This is a genomic window from Mycobacterium tilburgii (assembly GCF_902168065.1).
GTDB lineage: Bacteria > Actinomycetota > Actinomycetes > Mycobacteriales > Mycobacteriaceae > Mycobacterium > Mycobacterium tilburgii.
Genome location: NZ_LR655696.1, coordinates 13,262 through 30,582, shown reverse-complemented (window position 1 = coordinate 30,582; position 17,321 = coordinate 13,262). Strand labels below are relative to the sequence as shown.

Here is a 17,321-nt window from a genome sequence, read left to right as displayed (position 1 = left end):
ATGAGTGTGGAGCCCAACGCCGTCGAGCTGACGGTCGACAACGCGTGGTTCATCGCGGAAACCATTGGGGCGGGCAGCTTCCCCTGGGTTTTGGCGATCACGACGCCGTACCGCGACGCCGCGGAACGTGACGCGTTCTTCCGCAAGCAGAAGGACGAGCTGGCCGGAATGGGTCTGATGTCGCCGGATGGTGGCGTGCACCCGGTGGTTGCCGACTGGATCAGGGTGGTCTGTTTTCCCGACCAATGGCTCGATCTGCGCTACGTGGGCTCCGGCGCGGCGAGCGGTTCCGGTGACCTGCTGCGCGGCATTGTCGCCCGGCGCGTCGGTGCCAACGGCAAGTCTTGCCAAATTTTTTCGAAGACCGTCGTTGCGCTGCGCAACGCGCAACTGGTCACCTTCACCGCAATGAATATCGACGACGCCCGCGCGCTGGTCCCGGTGCTCGGCGCCGGGCTGGCGCAGCGGGCGCCGGCCCGGTTTGCGGAGTTCAGCCTGCCGGCACGGGTCGGCGCCCACGCCGACGAACGGCTGCGCTCCGGCGCCGCGCTGACGGAAGTCCTTGATTACCTGGGCATTCCCGAATCAGCGCGGGCGGTGGTGGAATCCGTGTTCACCGGGCCGCGCGCCTATGTCGAAGTCGTCGCCGGCTGCAATCGCGATGGCCAATACACCACCACCGAGGTCGGAATGAGCCTCGTCGACACTGCTGCAGGCCGGATTCTGGTCAGCCCGTACCGCGCGTTTGACGGCGAATGGGTCTCGACCTTCGCCCCCGGCACACTGTTCGCGATCGCCGTCGCGATCGAGCACCTGACCGCTTGCCTGCCCGGCGGCCCCTGATTCCCAAACCAGCGGCTGTCCCGGGACTTGTCCACCCAATACGCCTAGCCACAACCAGATAGAGAGAAACACGATGTTCCAGGCTGATTCGAGGGTCCCGTGACCGCCGTCATGCCGATCGTGCGCGTGGCCATCCTCGCGCACAGCAGGCTGACCGAAGTTGCCCTGCCCGCTGAGCTACCGCTGCGCGAAATCCTGCCCGCGGTGCAGCGATTGGTGGTCCCGACAGCCCAGAACGGCGACGGCGGCGACCTCGAGGGCGCAACGCGCGACGGCACGGTAACCCAGCTGAGCCTGGCGCCTATCGGGGGAGCACCGTTCAGCCTGGACGCCAGCCTCGACACCGTCGGCGTCGTCGATGGGGATCTGCTTGCGCTACAGCCGGTTCCGGCTGGTCCGGCGGCTCCGGGCATCGTCGAGGACATCGCCGACGCCGCGATGATCTTCTCGACGTCCCGGCTCAGGCCGTGGGGGATCGAGCACATCCGTCGCGGCGCGCTGGCCGCGGCGATCGTGGTGGCTTTGCTGGCGACCGGCCTGGGTGTCACCTATCGGGTGGCGACCGGGGCGCTGACCGGGCTGGTTGCGGTCAGCGTGATCGCGGCGGTGGCGGCGATCACCGGCTTGTTCGCCACGCTGCGTTCCGAACGCACCGGGATGGCGCTGTCTATAGCTGCGCTGGCTCCCATCGGCGCCGCCCTGGCCTTGGCAGTGCCCGGAAAATTCGGGCCGGCACAGCTGGTGCTCGCCGCGGCCGGTGTCACCGCGTGGGCGCTGATCGTGTTGATGGTGCCGAGCTCCGAGCGTGAGCGGGTTGTCGGTTTCTTCACCGCGGCCACCGTCGTGGGTGCCGGGGTGTTGCTGGCGGCCGGCGCCGAATTGCTTTGGCAACTATCGCTGCTGAAGATCGGCGCGGGCTTGATCGTGGTCGTGCTGCTGGTGACCATTCAGGCGGCGCAGCTGTCCGCGCTGTGGGCCCGTTTCCCGCTGCCGGTCATCCCGGCCCCGGGCGACCCTACCCCCGCGGCGCCGGGACTGCGGCTGCTCGAGGATTTGCCCCGGCGGGTCCGCGTCGGTGATGCCCATCAGAACGGTTTCATCGCCGGTGCCGTGCTGCTCAGCGTCCTCGGATCGATCGCGATCGCGCTGCACCCTGAATCGTTGAGCGGGTGGGGCTGGTATGTGTTGGCGGCCACCGCGGCCACCTCGGTGCTGCGTGCCCGAGTATGGGATTCAGCCGCGTGCAAGGCGTGGCTGCTGGCTCAGCCGTTCCTGGTCGCCGGTGTGCTGCTGGTGTGCTACGCCTCGACCAGACGGTACCTGGGCGCACTCGTGGCGGCAACGGTGCTGGTCGTGCTGGTGCTGGCCTGGGCCGTGGTGGCGCTGAACCCGAGTATCGCGTCGCCGGACACCTATTCGTTGCCGCTGCGCCGGTTGTTGGGCTTCGTCTCGTCCGGCCTGGATGCGTCGCTGATCCCGGTCATCGCCTACCTGGTCGGTCTTTTCGCCTGGGTGCTCAATCGATGATTCGTGCCGGATCCGCTTGCTTCACAGCGGCTTTAGTGTTCGTCCCGGTCGTCGTGCCGTGGGCGTGCCCGTCGGCGTCGGCGATCACCCAGCCGGTGGTCGACCCGGGTGCGCAGCCGCCCAGCGGGGCCCCCGGGCCGCTGCAGCCGATGGAGCAGCGTGGACCCTGCAGTGCCTCCGGTGCCATCCCCGGCAGCGACCGCACCGCGGTGACACCCAGTCAAGCGGCGCTCAATCTTCCTGCAGCATGGCAGTTTTCCCGCGGTGAGGGTCAGCTGGTGGCGGTGCTGGACAGCGGTGTGCGGCCGGGGCCGCGGCTACCCAACGTCGAACCCGGCGGCGATTTCGTGGAGACGACCGACGGCCTGACCGACTGCGACGGGCGCGGGACGCTGGTCGCCGGGATCGTAGCCGGTCAACCCTCCGCCGAGGACGGCTTCTCGGGTGTGGCACCCGCGGCGCGGGTGCTGTCCATCCGCACGGCGTCGGGCAGGTACTCACCGCGTACACCGGGGGGCGATCCGATGGTGGCGCGCGTGTCCCTGGAGGTCGCGACGTTAGGCCGGGCGATCGTGCACGCCGCCGATCTCGGCGCCCGGGTGATCGACATCTCCGAGGCGACCTGCGTGCCCGCCGATCGGCCCACCGACCAGGCCGCGCTGGGTGCGGCCATTCGTTACGCGGCGGTGGACAAGGACGCGGTGATCGTGGCGGCCGCGGGCAACACCGGGTCGGCCGGCTCGCTTGGCGGTGGAATGTCGTGTGAGGCAAACCCGCTCATCGACCTCAGCAATCCGGGCGATGCGCGGAATTGGGCCGGCGTCACGTCGGTCTCCACCCCGTCGTGGTGGCAGCCGTACGTGCTGTCGGCCGCCTCCCTGACCGCCGACGGCCAGCCGTCGAGATTCACCATGCCCGGGCCGTGGGTGGGCATCGCCGCGCCGGGCGAAAAGATCGTGTCGGTGAGTAACCGTGACGGCGGCGACCTCGCCAACGGCCTACCCAACGAGCACCAGCAGTTGGATGCGCTCAGCGGCACCAGTTACGCGGCCGGATATGTGGCCGGAGTCGCGGCGCTGGTGCGCAGTAAATACCCGACGATGTCCGCGGCTGACGTGATCCGCCGGATCACCGCGACCGCGCACAACGGTGCCCGCGCTCCGTCGAACCTCGTCGGTACGGGCAGTGTCGATGCGCTGGCCGCGTTGACCTGGGAGCTACCCGCTCGCGGCGGGCCGGCCGCGCCGCCGGCGAAGCCGGTCGCCGTGCCACCGGCACCGGCGCCCAAGGACACCACTCCGCGGACGGTCGCGTTCGCTGGGACTGCCGCGCTGGCGGTGCTCGTCGCGGTGGTCGCCGCCGCATCCGCGATCACCGCGCGCCGACGGAAGGAGACTATCCCGTGAGCCCGATCCCGATCCCGGGCAGCGCCCGAATAACCCTGGCGGCCCTGGCCGTGCTGCCCGCAATGCTGACTTACCCGTGGAACTCGAATCGCGACTACTGGCTCCTCGGCATCGCCGCCGTGACGGTGATTGTGCTGTTCGGCTGGTGGCGCGGACTGCATTTCACCACCATCCTGCGACGCCGGCTGGCGATCATGGGCCGTCGGTCCAACCCGACCAACGTGCCGCCCGCCGAATCAGCGGTTAACGCAAAGACAACCGCGTTGGTGCGGATCGGCCCGTGCACCACCGACGATGCGGTGTTTCCACTGGGGCTACTCGCCGGCTACCTGGACCGCTACGGAATCCGCGCGGACAAGATCCGTATCACCAGCCGCAACAACGCTTCCGACGTGTCACGCCGTGAGACCTGGGTTGCCATCACCGTCGCGGCCGCCGAGAACCTGGCCGCGTTGCAGGCACGCGCGTCGCGCATCCCGCTGCACGAAACCGCCGAGGTTGTAGCGCGGCGGCTCGCGGATCACCTTCGCGAGATCGGCTGGGATGCCAACGTGGTGCACGCCGACGACGCGCCACGCTGGTTGACCGCTAAAGCCCGCGAGACGTGGCGCGCGGTACACCAGGGTAATTCGGATTACGTTGCGGCATACCAGCTTTCCGTTGATGACGGATTGCCCGGGACGTTTGAAGCCATCCGGTCGCACGCGGCTCGGGAGACGTGCACCGCGCTGGAGCTCGCCCGCCCGCGCTCGTCGCGCGAGCGGCTCACCGTCGCCGCGGCGTGCGCCTTCCTCACCGATACCCCGCCCGGGCTGACGCTGCCGGTGCCCGGGCTGGTCGTCCAGCGTGGAAACCAGGGGCCCGCGCTGGCCGCGCTGGATCTGTTGTCCACCCGACGACTGGACGGTCACACCGACGCGCCCGTCGGCCTGCTGGAGAGTCTGGACTGGCCCACCCCTCGGCGGGCGCGCACCGGGCGGCCTGATCCGGTACGACTAGTCCAGCATGACGCCGTTTAAGAAGGCGGTCATCCGGCGCAGATAGTCCAGCTGGCTGACGTGCAGGATGTGGCTGCCGGGAAATCAGTGCAGCGCACAGTGATCCCAGTGGTGCCAGAGCATTTCGTCCTGCCCGGGCGGAGCCATCCGATCGGCGAGGCCGGTGATGATCATCCGCCGGTCCTTGCCAACCAGTAACCGGTAGTTCAGCGGGGCAGTGGTAGGCCAGCCAGGCGTCTAGCTCCGCGCGGTTGATGCCTGACAACTGCAACCCCAGGCGCACCAGCTTGTTGGCCGGGAACCACTTGGTCGAACATCGTCGACGGGGTGACGACGGGACAGTTGGGGATCACCACCTCGAGCCGATCCTCCACCGAGGCCACCAGCGCTGAAGTGTAGCTGCCCAACGAGATGCCGGTCAGCGCAATGCGTTCCACACCGGTGTGGCGCAGATAGTCAACGACGGACCGGAAGTCGTGCACGGCCTGCGCCATCGATTCGGCGAATCCGCTCAGTCCCCGGCGAAATAACCGAAACCACTGAATGGCGAGCATTTCTCGGCGCGCTGGCCGTGAAAGGGCAACGTGTACAACAGCGCGTCGTACCCCGCCCGGTAGTACCACGGCATCGAGAAGAGGCGGCAGTTGGCAAGATACGATGACCCCACTGAACTTCTCGTCGACCCGCGAAACGTCGACGTGGACCGCCAAGCCGGCCGACGAGATCTCAGCGGTCGCCGCGCCGCTGGCGCCGTCCCAGCGGGCGTCGACGGTCATGCCCGCCAGCTTGGGCAGCATTGACAACGTCCCTAGTATCCCCCTGTCTGGTCAACGCCAGCGAACCCGTGTAGTAGGCGACGCTGTGCGGTAACCGCACCTTGGGAATGACCCTCGCTGAAGCGCCGGGTCACCGCGACGTAGTCGGCGAGGTACAGCAGCCCCTTCGCCTCGACCTGAGCATGCAGGTCGTCGGGCAGTTTGCCGATCCCGAGCAACCTGCCGGACGTAGACGGCCATAACGCCAGTATGACGCGGGCCACGCAGTGCTGCGGGAGCCGTGCGCATCCCGTGCGCAGGGCGGACGCGCCCCCTGGTATCGCTAGAGGCATGCCCCATCGGAAATGTGTGACCCTAGTTGTCGCCGTACTAGCAGCGGCGGTCTTCGCGGCGATGTGGGCGGGTTTTCGTCTGCATTGGGGCTGGCTGTATGGGTTCGATTGGTCGTTGCTGAACGCCTCGCACGATGTGGCGGTCAAGCACCCGGCGTGGGTGCCGATCTGGGCGGGTGTGTCCTATTGGCTGGGACCGGACCTGCTGCGGGTGCTGGCTGCCGGGGTGGCTGTGTTGATGTTCGTGCGGCGCAACGTGCGGGCGGGGGTGCTGCTGGTGGTCTGCGGTCCGCTGAGTGGGCTGATGACGTTGGCCGCCAAGAGTTTGGCGGATCGGGCGCGTCCGTCGACCATGTTGGTGGCCGTGCCGCAGACGTCGTTCCCGTCGGGGCATGCGATGGAGACGATGGCTGCGGTGCTCGCACTGCTGGCTGTGGTGTTGCCGGCGCTGCGCCGGGCCACGACGGCGGTTGTGATCGCGCTGAGCGTGCTGGATTTGGTGTTGGTGGGTTTCTCTCGGGTCGCCCTGAACGTGCATTACCCGTCCGATGTGCTGGCCGGTTGGTGCCTCGGCTATCTGTACGTCATGCTGTGCCTGGCGGTGATCTGTCCTAAACCGTTGGAATATCGGGTTTTTCGTTGATCACAGCGCCGTGATCAAACGGGAGCTGAAGCTTTACTTGACCCCGCGCCGGACGTCACCCGACGATGGACGGTATGCGCCGACTGTTCGTTTCGCTATGCACTGTGGCGTGCTTCGGGTTGGTATCGCTCGCGCTGGCGCCGATCGCGGGCGCCGCGCCGGTGGGTGCTGCGGCCGGCACTCCCTGGTTTGTGAACGCGGTTGGCAATGCCACACAGGTGGTTTCGGTTGTCGGCATCGGCGGCTCGAACGCCACCATGGACATCTATCAGCGCACCGCGGCCGGCTGGCAGGCATTGCGCACCGGTATCCCCACCCACGTCGGGTCGGCGGGCATGGCGCCGCAGGCCAAGAGCGGGGTCCCGGCCACACCGATGGGCGTATACAGTCTCGACGCCGCCTTTGGCACCACGCCGAATCCCGGTACCGGGCTGCCCTACACCCAGGTGGTCGGACCCAACTACTGGTGGAGCGGCGACGACCACAGCCCGACGTTCAACTCGATGCAGGTCTGCCAGAAGGCGCAGTGCCCGTTCAGCACCGCCGACAGCGAGAATTTGCAGATCCCGCAGTACAAGCACGCGGTCGTGATGGGCGTCAACAAGAACAAGGTTCCGGGCGGTGGTGCCGCGTTCTTCTTCCACACCACCGATGGGCATCCCACCGAGGGTTGTGTCGCGGTCGACGACGCTCAGCTGGTGTCTATCATGAAGTGGCTGCGGCCGGGCGCGGTCATCGCGATCACCAAGTAGCGGTTTGGACGGTCCGTAGTCGGCCTTGATGTCCTCGGCCAGGGTGTTGGCGAAGTCGTCCCAGTGCTTGGTGTCCAGTGCGCGCAGATACCGGTATTTGACTTGTTTGATGGCTTCGATGTCGGCCAGATCGTCGAAGGTCATTCCGTCATTGCAGCACACGGGCAAACGGCACCCCACTGTTGCGTCGCGTTGGCGGGCGTGCCAGGCGGCGGTCGTCACTGCAGCACGCGGGTGACCCTGTCGATCAGGGCTCGTCGTTCCACGCTCCAATCGATTACCGTACCGGTGACCATCTGGGCCAGCACCACACCCCGCAACGTCGCCCAAATAACTTCAGCCACACCTGATTTGGACTCATCATCGGTGATCAGTCGTCCGAGTTGGGCGATCGCGGAGTTCATCTCAAGCAGGTGCCGTCGGGACGACTCGCCAGGCCGCCGCGGGTCGCGAGCAGAATTTCGAACGCCGCCATCGAGGTCGGGCTGCTGTAGCAGTTCCACGCCATGTCAATGACGACCTCGATGCGCCGCTGCGGCGGAAGCTCGCTCACGTCGCCGCCGACAGGCTGTCGATCAACCTGTTCACCCCGTCGTCGACGACCGCCATCAGCAGGACGTTGCGATCGCAGAAGTGGTACTGGATGACACCCCAGGTGACGCCGGCGTGCTCGGCCACGTGCTTGGCCGTCGCCGCTGAGAAACCCTCATCCTGGATGCAGCGGACCGTCTCGTCGATGATCCGCGTCCGGGTGTCGTCACTGCGTTTACGCGGCGCGCTGATCCGCCGGATCGGGGCGACCGAGCGGGTCTGGCCTGCAGAAATAGATATTGTTGGCTTTATAACGTAGTTGAATCTATTGTTATGAGCGTGAGCAGCCCCTTGCAGTAGCCCGACTGTCCCGCGGTCAGCTCGCCGTCTGCTCCCCGAACTCCTGCTGATCGGGCAGTTAATAGACCGGTCCGGGATGGCTTGGTGCATCTCGTCATTCGGCCGCGAGGAGATGGTGCAGATCGCCATCGAAGAGTGGGCGGGCTCCAGCCCGATCTACACCCGGCGCATGCAAAGGGCGCTGAACTACGTGGGCAACGACGTGCCCACCATCTTCAAGGGCCTGCACTCGAGATCGGTGCCCTGCCGCAGTTCATGGACTTCCGCTACACGGTGCACGACCGCTGGCACGGCAAGTTCCACCTCGACCACTGCGGCGCGCTGCTGGACGTCAAACCGATGGGAGACAAATACGTGTTCGGCATGTGGCACATCCACCGTCCGCCGCGCACACCGGCGGATCGTCATCCGCACTGAGCCTGGACCGTGATCATCGACGAGTCCTATCCCGAGGCGCAGAGCATCCCGGCCCTCGACATCGTCAGCCAAACCGTGCTGCGACATGGGACCTAGAACCCATCGACCCGGTGAACGAGGAGCAGGCCAATTACTCGGGCCCGTTGATGTCCGACTTCGATTTTGCAGCCTTCTCGCATTCGGCTATTGGTGCGAATGGCCGACGAGGTGTGTCTGCAGATGCACCTGCTGTACCTGTCGTTCGCGATTGCGGTGCGGGTGCGCGCCACGAGCGACGAAGAAGCGCTCGGTGTGTGCACCCGTGGCCTGACCGGCATCGCGGGCCTGGCCGCCGAACGTATTCACCGCGCACTCACGCTCCCGGCCGGAAGCGAGGGAGCGCTGCGGGTCCTGGAGTTGCATCCGTTGTTGAACCCGGCGGACTACGTTGTGGAAGAGACGGAATGGAACAGACTGCACGTGCACCGTCGCCGAATCACGGCGACGGTGCGTGGATCTCCTTGTGCTTAACCTGAATCCGTGCAGCCACTACAGGCGATCGCCACCGCGGTGGATCCGCACATCAAAGTCTGAGTTAGCGGAACGGCCGCCGACTGGACAGCCGAACTGGTCGAAACCGACGTCGCCACGGTAAAACTTCCTGAGGTTTCGGTGGTGGGAGTCAGTGGCGGGGCGACATTTCAGTTCGAGCCGAGGCGTTCGCTGCCGCTGACCGTGATCTGCCGCAAGGTTTCTTGTCAAGGGGTTTTCGGTACCGCTTCGGTGACGCAACCGCATCGAGCGGATACCAATGGCATTGCGAAGCATCGGCTTTACGCGTGTCCGAGACTATCGTTGACGCTGGCCACCGACCCCTATAGACGAAAGTATTCGCTCTATGTACGACCCACTTGGGTTGTCGATCGGGACCACGAACCTGGTCGCTGTGCGTGACGGAAACCCACCGGTTTCGCGTCGTGCTGTACTGACACTTTATCCGCACTGTGCACCGAAAATCGGTCTGCCCGAGGAGGATTCCAACCTCATAGAATCCGGCGTACTGATGAGCGGGTTCGTCGAGCGGATCGGCGATTCGGTGGTGCTGGTGTCCACCGACGGCTCCGCGCACGACCCGGACCTGCTGACGGTCGAAGCGCTGGACGCGATGGTGTTGGCGGTGGGTGCGGATGTCGCGTCCTCCGAGATCTCGATTGCCGTTCCCGCGTACTGGAAACCCGTTACCGCCCAGGTATTACGCAACGGACTGCGCACTCATCTGGGCTTCGTCCGAAGCGGCATGGCGCCGCGGTTGGTTTCCGACGCGATCGCCGCGTTGACCGCGGCGAACGCCGAGCTATGCCTTGCCGCAAACGGGGTCGTGGGGTTGCTAGATTTCGGCGGGTCGGGCACGTCGGCGACTCTGATCGACCTCGCGGGCGATTTCAAGCAGCTCAGCGCCACCATGCGCTACACCGACTTCTCCGGCGACGTGATCGACCAGGCGCTGATGCTCTGTGTCTTCGAGGAATTGGGGCACGTCAGTGGCATCGATCCGGCCAACACCGCCGCTGTCGGGCAGCTGGACCGGCTCAGGGAGCAGTGCCGTACCGCCAAGGAACAGTTATCGTCGCAATCGGCAACAGAATTCGCGGTTGAGCTAGGCGGCCGCCGGGCCACGATGAGGTTCACCCGCGACGAGCTGGGTGACCTGATCCAGGACCGGCTGACCGGATTCATCTACGCCTTCGACGACATGTTGTCCCGGCACCGCAAGGGCTGGAGCGACCTGTGCACGGTGGTCACCGTCGGCGGTGGCGCCAGTATTCCGCTTGTCAACGAACGTCTTTCGGTGCATAGTCGTCGTCCGGTGGTGTCACCGTCGCAACCGGCGTTTGCCGCCGCGGCCGGTGCCCTGCTGCTGGCCTCCCGCGGGGAAGACGTCGACATCCGCACCCGCACCTCAATCGGGCTACTCGCGGCGTCGTCGGGCGCCGACATCATCGAATTGCCCGCCGGAGACCTGTTGGTGATCGATGAGGAGGCCCTCACCGATCGCGAGCTGGCCTGGTCGCAAACCGAATACCCCGGCGATATCCGGGTCCCCTACACCCCGGAGGCCTTCGACGAGGACAGCAATCCCGCCGGTTGGTCGATGCGCCTGAACGTGATCGACCCGCCGCGGGAACGGCCGTGGCGCCGGTTGCGGTTCTCGCAGCTGATGGTCGGGATGTCCGCCCTGGTCGCGATGACGGCTATCGGTGGTGTGGCGTACACGCTGACCGGAATCGGGAATCGACAGGCGCCACCGGTGCCGTCGGTGGCTCCGGTCCCGCTGCCACCGGTAAGCACGTTGGTGCCCAGCCCCGTCGCGCCGCCGCCGACCGCCGTGCCACCACCCCCGATGGCCGCCCCGGTGCCCAGCTCGGTGGCGCCACCGCCACCGTCGTCGCCGGAACCGCCGCCCTCGCCGGAGCCGCCGCCGGTCGTCGTGACCACCCAACCGCCGCCGGTGTACACCACGCACCGTTCGCCGCCGCCCGCGCAGACGATGACTCAACCGCCGCCGCCACCGTTGACGACGACCACGACGACGACCACCCCGCCGCCACCGCCCTCGACGACAACGCCGACCACCACCTCGGTGCCCATGACCACGCAGTGGATCCATGTGCCGCTGCTGCCGGTGCCGATCCCGATCCAGGTGCCGGCCACGCAGGTGCCCGCGAACCCGGCACCGCAGTACCCGGCGCCGGTCCAGCAATATCCGGGCGGTGGATACGGGGGCGGCTATCCCGGTGGCGGGTATTCGCAGAACCCGTTCCTGGGCCCCGGTTACTAGCGGCGGTTTCGGCGCATAGCAAAGTCCTTGGCGTATAGCTCGTGCAGGCGCACACTGGGCATAACGCTATGCTAAGGAGGCCGCGTGGGCGAATACGGTGCGTTCGGAATTGATCCCGAGGAATTCGATTGGATGATCAGGGAGGGCAGCGAGGGGCTGCGCGACGTGTTCGAGCGGGTCGGCAGGTTCGCCGCGGGCCCGGGTGCCCGGACGGGTTGGGCGGCGTTCTTCGAGGACCTGTCCCGGCGGGCCCGCCCGACGCCGGAGACGACCGGCGAGGCCGGTGACGGTGTCTGGGCGATTTACACCGTCGACGCCGGGGGTGACGCCCGCGTCGAACAGGTCTTTGCGACCGAGCTTGACGCGTTGCGCGCCAACAAGGACAACGTCGATCCTAAGCGCAAGGTGCGTTTCCTGCCGTACGGCATCGCGGTCAGCGTGCTTGACGATGACGCGGCAGCGCCGGGGTGATTCGCCGATCCGGGTCCGTTCCCTCTAGCAGGGAATACGCCTAGGGTCGAGGCGTGACACCAGCATCGTCGGTGTGTCAGGTGTGCGGCTCAACCGCGCCCGGGTGCGCGGTTTTGTGATGCCTGCGGTTCTCCATTGGCGCCGAACGCCGAGCCCGCCGAATACAAGCAAGTGACCGTGCTTTTTGCGGTGACGGGCCGCCCGGGCGTGGGAAAGACCCGGTTGGTGCGGGAGGCGCTGGCCATCGCGCAGCGCGGGTTTCGAGGTGTTCATCACCTACTGCGAATCCCACACCCGGGAGATCCCCTTCCACGTGATCTCCCGGTTGTTGCAGCCCGTCTTCGGCCTCGGCGGGCTCACGCTCGAGATGGCGGGGGCACGGGTAGCGCGCGGCGATCCCGGAGGATCGGGTGCTGCTCGGCATCCGCGACCCCGACATGCCCTGCCCGGACATCACTCCGGATGCCCGGCGCCGGCGGTTGGTCGACCTGATCAGGGCTATCTCGGTGGACCGCACCGAACCCACGATCTACGTCATCGAGGACACCCAGTGGATCGACGCCGTCAGCGAATCGCTGCTGGCCGAATTCGCCGCGGCGATACCGGCGATGCGGGCAACGCTGCCCGTCGTCTATAGACCCGAATATTCAGGTCCGCTGGGGCGGAACACCAGCCGACACCGGGTTCCACGAGTTGCGTGCGCTGACCACGGCGGCCGGCGACAAGAGGCCCCTGGCCGTCGGCATGGCCGGTCACATCACCACGTTGACCTTCAATTCCCAGCACCGCGAGGCGGCGGGCATGGCAATGGAATTCGCCACGTTTGTCGAATCAATCGGCGATCCGGCGATGATCACCGGGCTTTTCTACGTTGTCTCCCAAGCCAAGTGGGAGTTCGGCGAAGCGACCGAGTGCCTGCAGCTGGCGCAGCGGATCATCGACGTCGCCGACGGCGATCCGACCATGGGAGACTTCGTCATCGGGTCACCGCTGGCCTGGGCCAACACGCTGAAGGGCGCGGCGGAGATGTTCTTGGGATGTCCGGGCTGGCGCCGGGACCTTGAAGACGGCATCGCGCTGGTCCGCTCTTTCGACCCGACCACCCACCCGTTCGCCTAGCTCTACAAGTATGCGGCGGCGGTTCAGAACGGCGCGGTGCTGCCCACCGCAGAAGACGTGGCGCAGACGGCCGAGTCGCTGGACATCGCACAACGTTCCGGTGACAACGCCGCGCTGGCCTACGCGCTGGTGAACGGGCCACCACGCTGATCGATTGCTCCGACGAGTGCGCCGGCGCGGGTTTCGAGTTCTTGACCAGGGCGCGGGAAATGCTCGTCGACGAGAAGCTGATCGTCGCGCTCCGGTACATGACCGACATGGAAATCGCTTGCCAATACGCCTGATCCGGTGATCTCGACGGCGCCGTCGACCTCGAGGACCGAATTTTCAACGCGCAGTTCGACGCCGGCACCATGATCTTCCGTGCACCCGCGACGACCCGACCTGGTCGAGGCGCTGCTCGCCCGCGACGGCCCGGGCGACCTCGAGGCGGCTCAGCGGGCGGTGGACCGGCTCGCCGCCGTGCCGACCGAGCCCGGCTTCGTGCTGCAGATCCCGCTGCTGCGGCTGCGGGCGCTGCTGGCTCGCGCCCACGCCGACGAGGCCGGCTATCAACGGTTCCTGCACGGCTTTGGGACCCGGGCGCAGCACTCCCATTCGGGCGAGGACGACCAGCCGACTATCATGTCGGTGTACGGCCCGACGGGTGCCACCGCCTACTTCGGCATGACCGACATCAGCAAGCCGAAGGAGGGCGAGACGGTGGTGGTCCCGAAGCCGGTGCCCCCGAAACCGTCAGGGCTACCTAGGAATCCACCACAGAACATTGTTCTTTTCCGATCAAAAAATCAACCTAATTGATACAACTGACAACGGAAATGTCAACAAAGTTGATGATTGAGCTGGGCCAGCGGACCCGAGACAGGGTGGGAAACATCGACGCGCCGCGCTCCGCGTCGGACTCTAGCAGCGAATTCTTGCCCGACTCACTGTCGAGCAGCAAAGCGAACCCGAGCAACTGTTTTATGCTGCGGGAACCCGTAACCGAAAGGTCGAGATGGATCGCCGGCGGATGATGCTGTTGGCGGGATTCGGTGCCCTGACCACGGCACGGCCCGCCGCGCCGGCGGGCGCCGCCCCGGGACGGTCATTCGGGACGTACATGTTCAACGACGAGTTCGACGGCCCGGCCGGTTCGGCTCCGGATCCATCGAAATGGGTTGTGACCAAGCAGCGTACGCCGATCAAGAACCCGGCCGGGTTTTCCCGAATTCTTCGGGCAGTACCGCGACAGTCGGCAAAACGTGTTCGTGGACGGTCACTCGAATCTGGTGCTGCGGGCGACCCGGGACGGCGGCAGCTATTTCGGCGGTCTGGTGAGCGGAATCTGGCGCGGGGCGATCGGCACTACTTGGGAAGCCCGCATCAAACTCAACTGCCTCACCGGCGGTTGCTGGCCGGCCTGGTGGCTGTCCAACGACGACCCCGGCCGCAGCGGGGAAGTCGACCTGCTGGAATGGTACGGCAACGGCGAGTGACCCTCGGGCACCACCGTGCACGTCAATCCCGACGGCACGGTCTTCGAGACCCACCCGATTAGGGTCGACGGCGAATGGCACACCGGCGGGTGACGTGGAACCCCGGCGGCATGTACTTCTGGAAGGACTATGCCGACGGCGCCGAACCGTCACATCAGTGTGCCGGCGGCAGGCATCGAAGATCTGCACGACGAAGATCTGCACGACCCGATCCGCATGTGGCCGTTCAACGACGTCGGCTACACGATGTTCCTGATGCTGAACTTCGCGGTCGGCGGCTCGGGCGGGCGCGATCCGACGACCGGAGTCCTACCCGGCGGAAATGCTGGTCGACTGGGTGCGGGTGTTCGGATGGCTTGGGTGGAGCGTGCGCCGGTCCGCGGCGCATGATTTTATAACACCGTTTGCGAGATAAGGCCGCGGGGGAACCGTGCCGAGCCGGAAACCCCGGCTTTAGCGATTGGTGGTAGGTGGATATGGATCGTCGCAGCATGATGTTGACGACGGGACTCGGCGTGCTGGCGGCGGTCGCGTCGATGCCGTCCCCGCAGGCCGCGGCACGCCCGTCGGCACCGAAGGCGCCGCCCTCGGCCGGCCCGAGCGGGCCCTACATCTTCTCCGACGAGTTCGATGGCCCCGCCGGCTCTCCGCCCGACCCGGCCAAGTGGACGATTCAGACCTGGCAGGACGACGTCTTCCCGCCAGTCGAGGGTATCTATCGGGACGACCGCCAAAACGTGTTCCAGGACGGTCATTCCAACCTCGTCCTGTGCGCCACCCACGATTTCCTGACCAACACCTATTACAGCGGCAAGCTGCGCGGCAACTTCCGCAGCATGATCAACCAGACCTGGGAAGCCAAGATCAAGCTCGACTGCTTGTTCCCCGGCCTGTGGCCGTCGTTCTGGGGCGTCAACGAGGACCCGTTGCCCGACGGCGAGGTCGACATCTTCGAGTGGTACGGCAACGGCAACTGGGCCCCCGGTACCACGGTGCACGCCGCATCCAACGGCAAGACTTGGGAAGGCAAATCGATTCCCGGCCTGGTGGACGGCAACTGGCACACCTGGCGAATGCATTGGGGCGAAGAGGGATTCGAGTTCGCGCGAGACGGCACCGAATACTTCAAGGTGCCCAACAAGCCGATTCACGTGCACGGGGGCGCGCCCGACGACTTCCGGTGGCCGTTCAACGCTCCCGGCTACTGGATGACGCCCATGTTCACCTTGGCCGTCGGCGGCGTCGGTGCCGGCGACCCGGCCGCGGGCACCTTCCCGGCGGCCATGCTGGTGGACTACATCCGCATCTGGTGACTAGCGGTCGGCCTTGAACACCTCCACCAGGTTGAACTGCCAGCGCTCGACGAGGCGGAAGCCCAGATCGTGCGGGACCGCGAAGGCAGGAGTCACGCCGTAACGCGGACCGGGCGGCAGCGCCACGCCCTGCTCGTGGGCCGGCATCGACTCGTCGGCCTGCGTGATGATCCAGACGACACGGCAGTGGCTCAGCGGGGCGGCGACGACCTCGGGAATCAGGTTGGTGTCGAACACATCCCTGCGGTCGGTGGCCTGTTGCCACAGGGTGAGATCGACCAGCTTGCGGTAGGCGTCAGGGCGCGCCGCCAACAGCGGGCGCATCGGTGCGGGCATGAATGTGACCGTGTCATTGACCAGCAGACAGTCACCCGGCGCCGCCTCGGCGTTGATCAGGTCGGCGACCTGGCTGTAGTCCATTCCGTACTTGGCATACGGGCTACGTTGTACCCGAAGGTAATTCGGTGCGGCAGCGACGGCGAACAGCGCGACGATCGCCGCGGTCACCCACGGTCTGGCCGCCAGCGCACCGATGCACACCCCCAGCACCAGGGCCAGTGCCGGCGCGGTGAAGCTCAGGTACCGCGGTGTGTAGATCGGGTGCACCACCGCTGACCACGCCACGATCACCGCGGTCGGGACAAGCAGCCACAGGCCCGCCAGGGTCAGCAACTGGCGTTCCGCGGCAACTAGTTTCACCGATGTCCAGCGCCACACCACGACGGCCGCCGCGATCACCAGCGCCGACAAGACCGCGAACGGCGGACACCGTTCGAAGTACTGCTGCACCGTCACGTCCTCGATCGTTCGGTGTCCAATCGGTGCGACCCAGCTGATTTGGTGCACTTGCCCGGCGGCCACCACCAGAAACGGCGTCACCGCGCAGCTGGTCAGCACCGAGGTCAGAGCAAAGGGCACCACGATCGTTCGGCGGCGCAGGAATAGGCAGACGAACACCAGATACACCGGTGGCAGCAGCGCGAGATATACATCCAGCACAATCGAAACCGCATGGGCGACACCGTAAAACAGCCAACTCGCGATACTGCTGCGCTGGACGGTATAGCCGAACAGCACGGTCAGCCACACCGCGGCAGCCATCGAGACGGCATAGGGGCGTGCCTCAATGCCGGCCCACGTCGCGCGCGGCAACACTACGCAGATGAACCCGGAGGGCATTGCCACAGTGCGAGAAGAGAATTGGTTGGACAGCACCACCACTCCGGCCGCCGCGAGGCCGACTGCCAGACCACTCGGTAAGCGGGACCAGAACTCGGTGGGCGGGGCGATCCAGAACCAGCCGTGCATCAGCAGGTAATACAGCCCGTGGACGGCGTCGACGTTGCCCAGCATCTGCCACAGCTGAGCCAGGGACCGGCTATAGGCGGCCGAAATGGTGGCCGCCTCATCGTACCAGAACGAAGGGCGCCCGGCGCCGATGAGGCTGATCGCGGTGCCCAGCGCGGCGATGATCAGCGGGTCCAGGATGCGACGCCGCGACTCACTGAACACGCCGCTATGTTGCCAGAACCGGCCC

At 66.3% G+C, this 17,321-nt stretch carries 11 protein-coding genes and 7 pseudogenes; 13 read left to right on the top strand and 5 right to left on the bottom strand.

What is annotated here, in order from left to right:
* The 4 genes from FQ389_RS05025 to eccE all read left to right on the top strand — a co-directional run bounded on the left by FQ389_RS05025 (nucleotide 1) and on the right by eccE (nucleotide 4,795).
* On the top strand, nucleotides 1–843 hold the full coding sequence (locus FQ389_RS05025; RefSeq protein ID WP_144206237.1) for an ESX secretion-associated protein EspG: 843 nt from the start codon (nucleotides 1–3) through the stop codon (nucleotides 841–843).
* Nucleotides 844–954: 111 nt separating this feature from the next.
* On the top strand, nucleotides 955–2,370 hold the full coding sequence (gene eccD / locus FQ389_RS05020) for a type VII secretion integral membrane protein EccD (RefSeq protein ID WP_144206263.1): 1,416 nt from the start codon (nucleotides 955–957) through the stop codon (nucleotides 2,368–2,370).
* Nucleotides 2,367–3,776, top strand: coding sequence for a type VII secretion-associated serine protease mycosin (gene mycP, locus FQ389_RS05015; protein WP_144206236.1), 1,410 nt, complete (start codon nucleotides 2,367–2,369; stop codon nucleotides 3,774–3,776). The genes eccD and mycP overlap by 4 nt, the downstream gene beginning before the upstream one ends.
* Complete coding sequence (gene eccE, locus FQ389_RS05010; RefSeq protein WP_313901955.1) at nucleotides 3,773–4,795, top strand: type VII secretion protein EccE; 1,023 nt, start codon at nucleotides 3,773–3,775, stop codon at nucleotides 4,793–4,795. Before mycP ends, eccE begins: the two co-directional genes overlap by 4 nt.
* On the opposite strand, the pseudogene FQ389_RS05005 reads toward eccE, so the two are convergent.
* Both FQ389_RS05005 and FQ389_RS05000 read right to left on the bottom strand, forming a co-directional pair.
* Nucleotides 4,772–5,441, bottom strand: a pseudogene (locus FQ389_RS05005) (alpha/beta hydrolase family protein); the annotation flags it as partial. The gene eccE and the pseudogene FQ389_RS05005 sit on opposite strands and share 24 nt — an antisense overlap.
* Nucleotides 5,437–5,790 (bottom strand): annotated as a pseudogene (locus FQ389_RS05000) (hypothetical protein); the annotation flags it as partial. The pseudogenes FQ389_RS05005 and FQ389_RS05000, both read right to left, overlap by 5 nt.
* Nucleotides 5,791–5,997: 207 nt before the next feature.
* Here FQ389_RS05000 and FQ389_RS04995 point away from each other — a divergent pair.
* Together FQ389_RS04995 and FQ389_RS04990 are read left to right on the top strand one after the other, a co-directional pair.
* Nucleotides 5,998–6,525 (top strand): phosphatase PAP2 family protein, encoded by a 528-nt coding sequence (locus tag FQ389_RS04995; RefSeq protein ID WP_260860503.1) that lies wholly within the window; start codon nucleotides 5,998–6,000, stop codon nucleotides 6,523–6,525.
* Between the two features lie 74 nt (nucleotides 6,526–6,599).
* Nucleotides 6,600–7,277, top strand: coding sequence for a L,D-transpeptidase family protein (locus FQ389_RS04990; protein ID WP_144206234.1), 678 nt, complete (start codon nucleotides 6,600–6,602; stop codon nucleotides 7,275–7,277).
* A 6-nt stretch (nucleotides 7,278–7,283) separates the two neighbouring features.
* Here FQ389_RS04990 and FQ389_RS04985 read toward each other — a convergent pair.
* A pseudogene (locus FQ389_RS04985) lies at nucleotides 7,284–7,439 on the bottom strand (nuclear transport factor 2 family protein); the annotation flags it as partial.
* Between the two features lie 56 nt (nucleotides 7,440–7,495).
* Nucleotides 7,496–8,108: pseudogene (locus tag FQ389_RS04980) on the bottom strand (TetR/AcrR family transcriptional regulator).
* Between the two features lie 65 nt (nucleotides 8,109–8,173).
* Between FQ389_RS04980 and FQ389_RS04975 the strand changes: the two are divergent.
* From FQ389_RS04975 to FQ389_RS04945, 7 genes and pseudogenes are all read left to right on the top strand, one after another.
* Nucleotides 8,174–9,305 (top strand): annotated as a pseudogene (locus FQ389_RS04975) (hypothetical protein); the annotation flags it as partial.
* A gap of 157 nt (nucleotides 9,306–9,462) precedes the next feature.
* Nucleotides 9,463–11,403, top strand: a complete 1,941-nt coding sequence (locus FQ389_RS04970) for an Hsp70 family protein (protein ID WP_144206233.1) — start codon at nucleotides 9,463–9,465, stop codon at nucleotides 11,401–11,403.
* A gap of 84 nt (nucleotides 11,404–11,487) precedes the next feature.
* Nucleotides 11,488–11,874, top strand: a complete 387-nt coding sequence (locus FQ389_RS04965; protein ID WP_144206232.1) for a hypothetical protein — start codon at nucleotides 11,488–11,490, stop codon at nucleotides 11,872–11,874.
* 693 nt (nucleotides 11,875–12,567) lie between these two features.
* A complete protein-coding gene (locus FQ389_RS04960) occupies nucleotides 12,568–12,993 on the top strand; it encodes a hypothetical protein (protein ID WP_144206231.1) in 426 nt (141 codons plus the stop codon).
* A 600-nt stretch (nucleotides 12,994–13,593) separates the two neighbouring features.
* Nucleotides 13,594–13,704 (top strand): annotated as a pseudogene (locus FQ389_RS04955) (NADP-dependent oxidoreductase); the annotation flags it as partial.
* Between the two features lie 286 nt (nucleotides 13,705–13,990).
* Nucleotides 13,991–14,820 (top strand): annotated as a pseudogene (locus FQ389_RS04950) (glycoside hydrolase family 16 protein); the annotation flags it as partial.
* A 127-nt stretch (nucleotides 14,821–14,947) separates the two neighbouring features.
* Nucleotides 14,948–15,784 carry a glycoside hydrolase family 16 protein gene (locus FQ389_RS04945; RefSeq protein ID WP_144206230.1) on the top strand — a complete coding sequence of 279 codons (837 nt, stop codon included), beginning with the start codon at nucleotides 14,948–14,950 and terminating at the stop codon, nucleotides 15,782–15,784.
* On the opposite strand, the gene FQ389_RS04940 is transcribed toward FQ389_RS04945, so the two are convergent.
* Complete coding sequence (locus tag FQ389_RS04940; protein ID WP_260860502.1) at nucleotides 15,785–17,296, bottom strand: glycosyltransferase family 39 protein; 1,512 nt, start codon at nucleotides 17,294–17,296, stop codon at nucleotides 15,785–15,787.
* Nucleotides 17,297–17,321 lie beyond the last annotated feature (25 nt).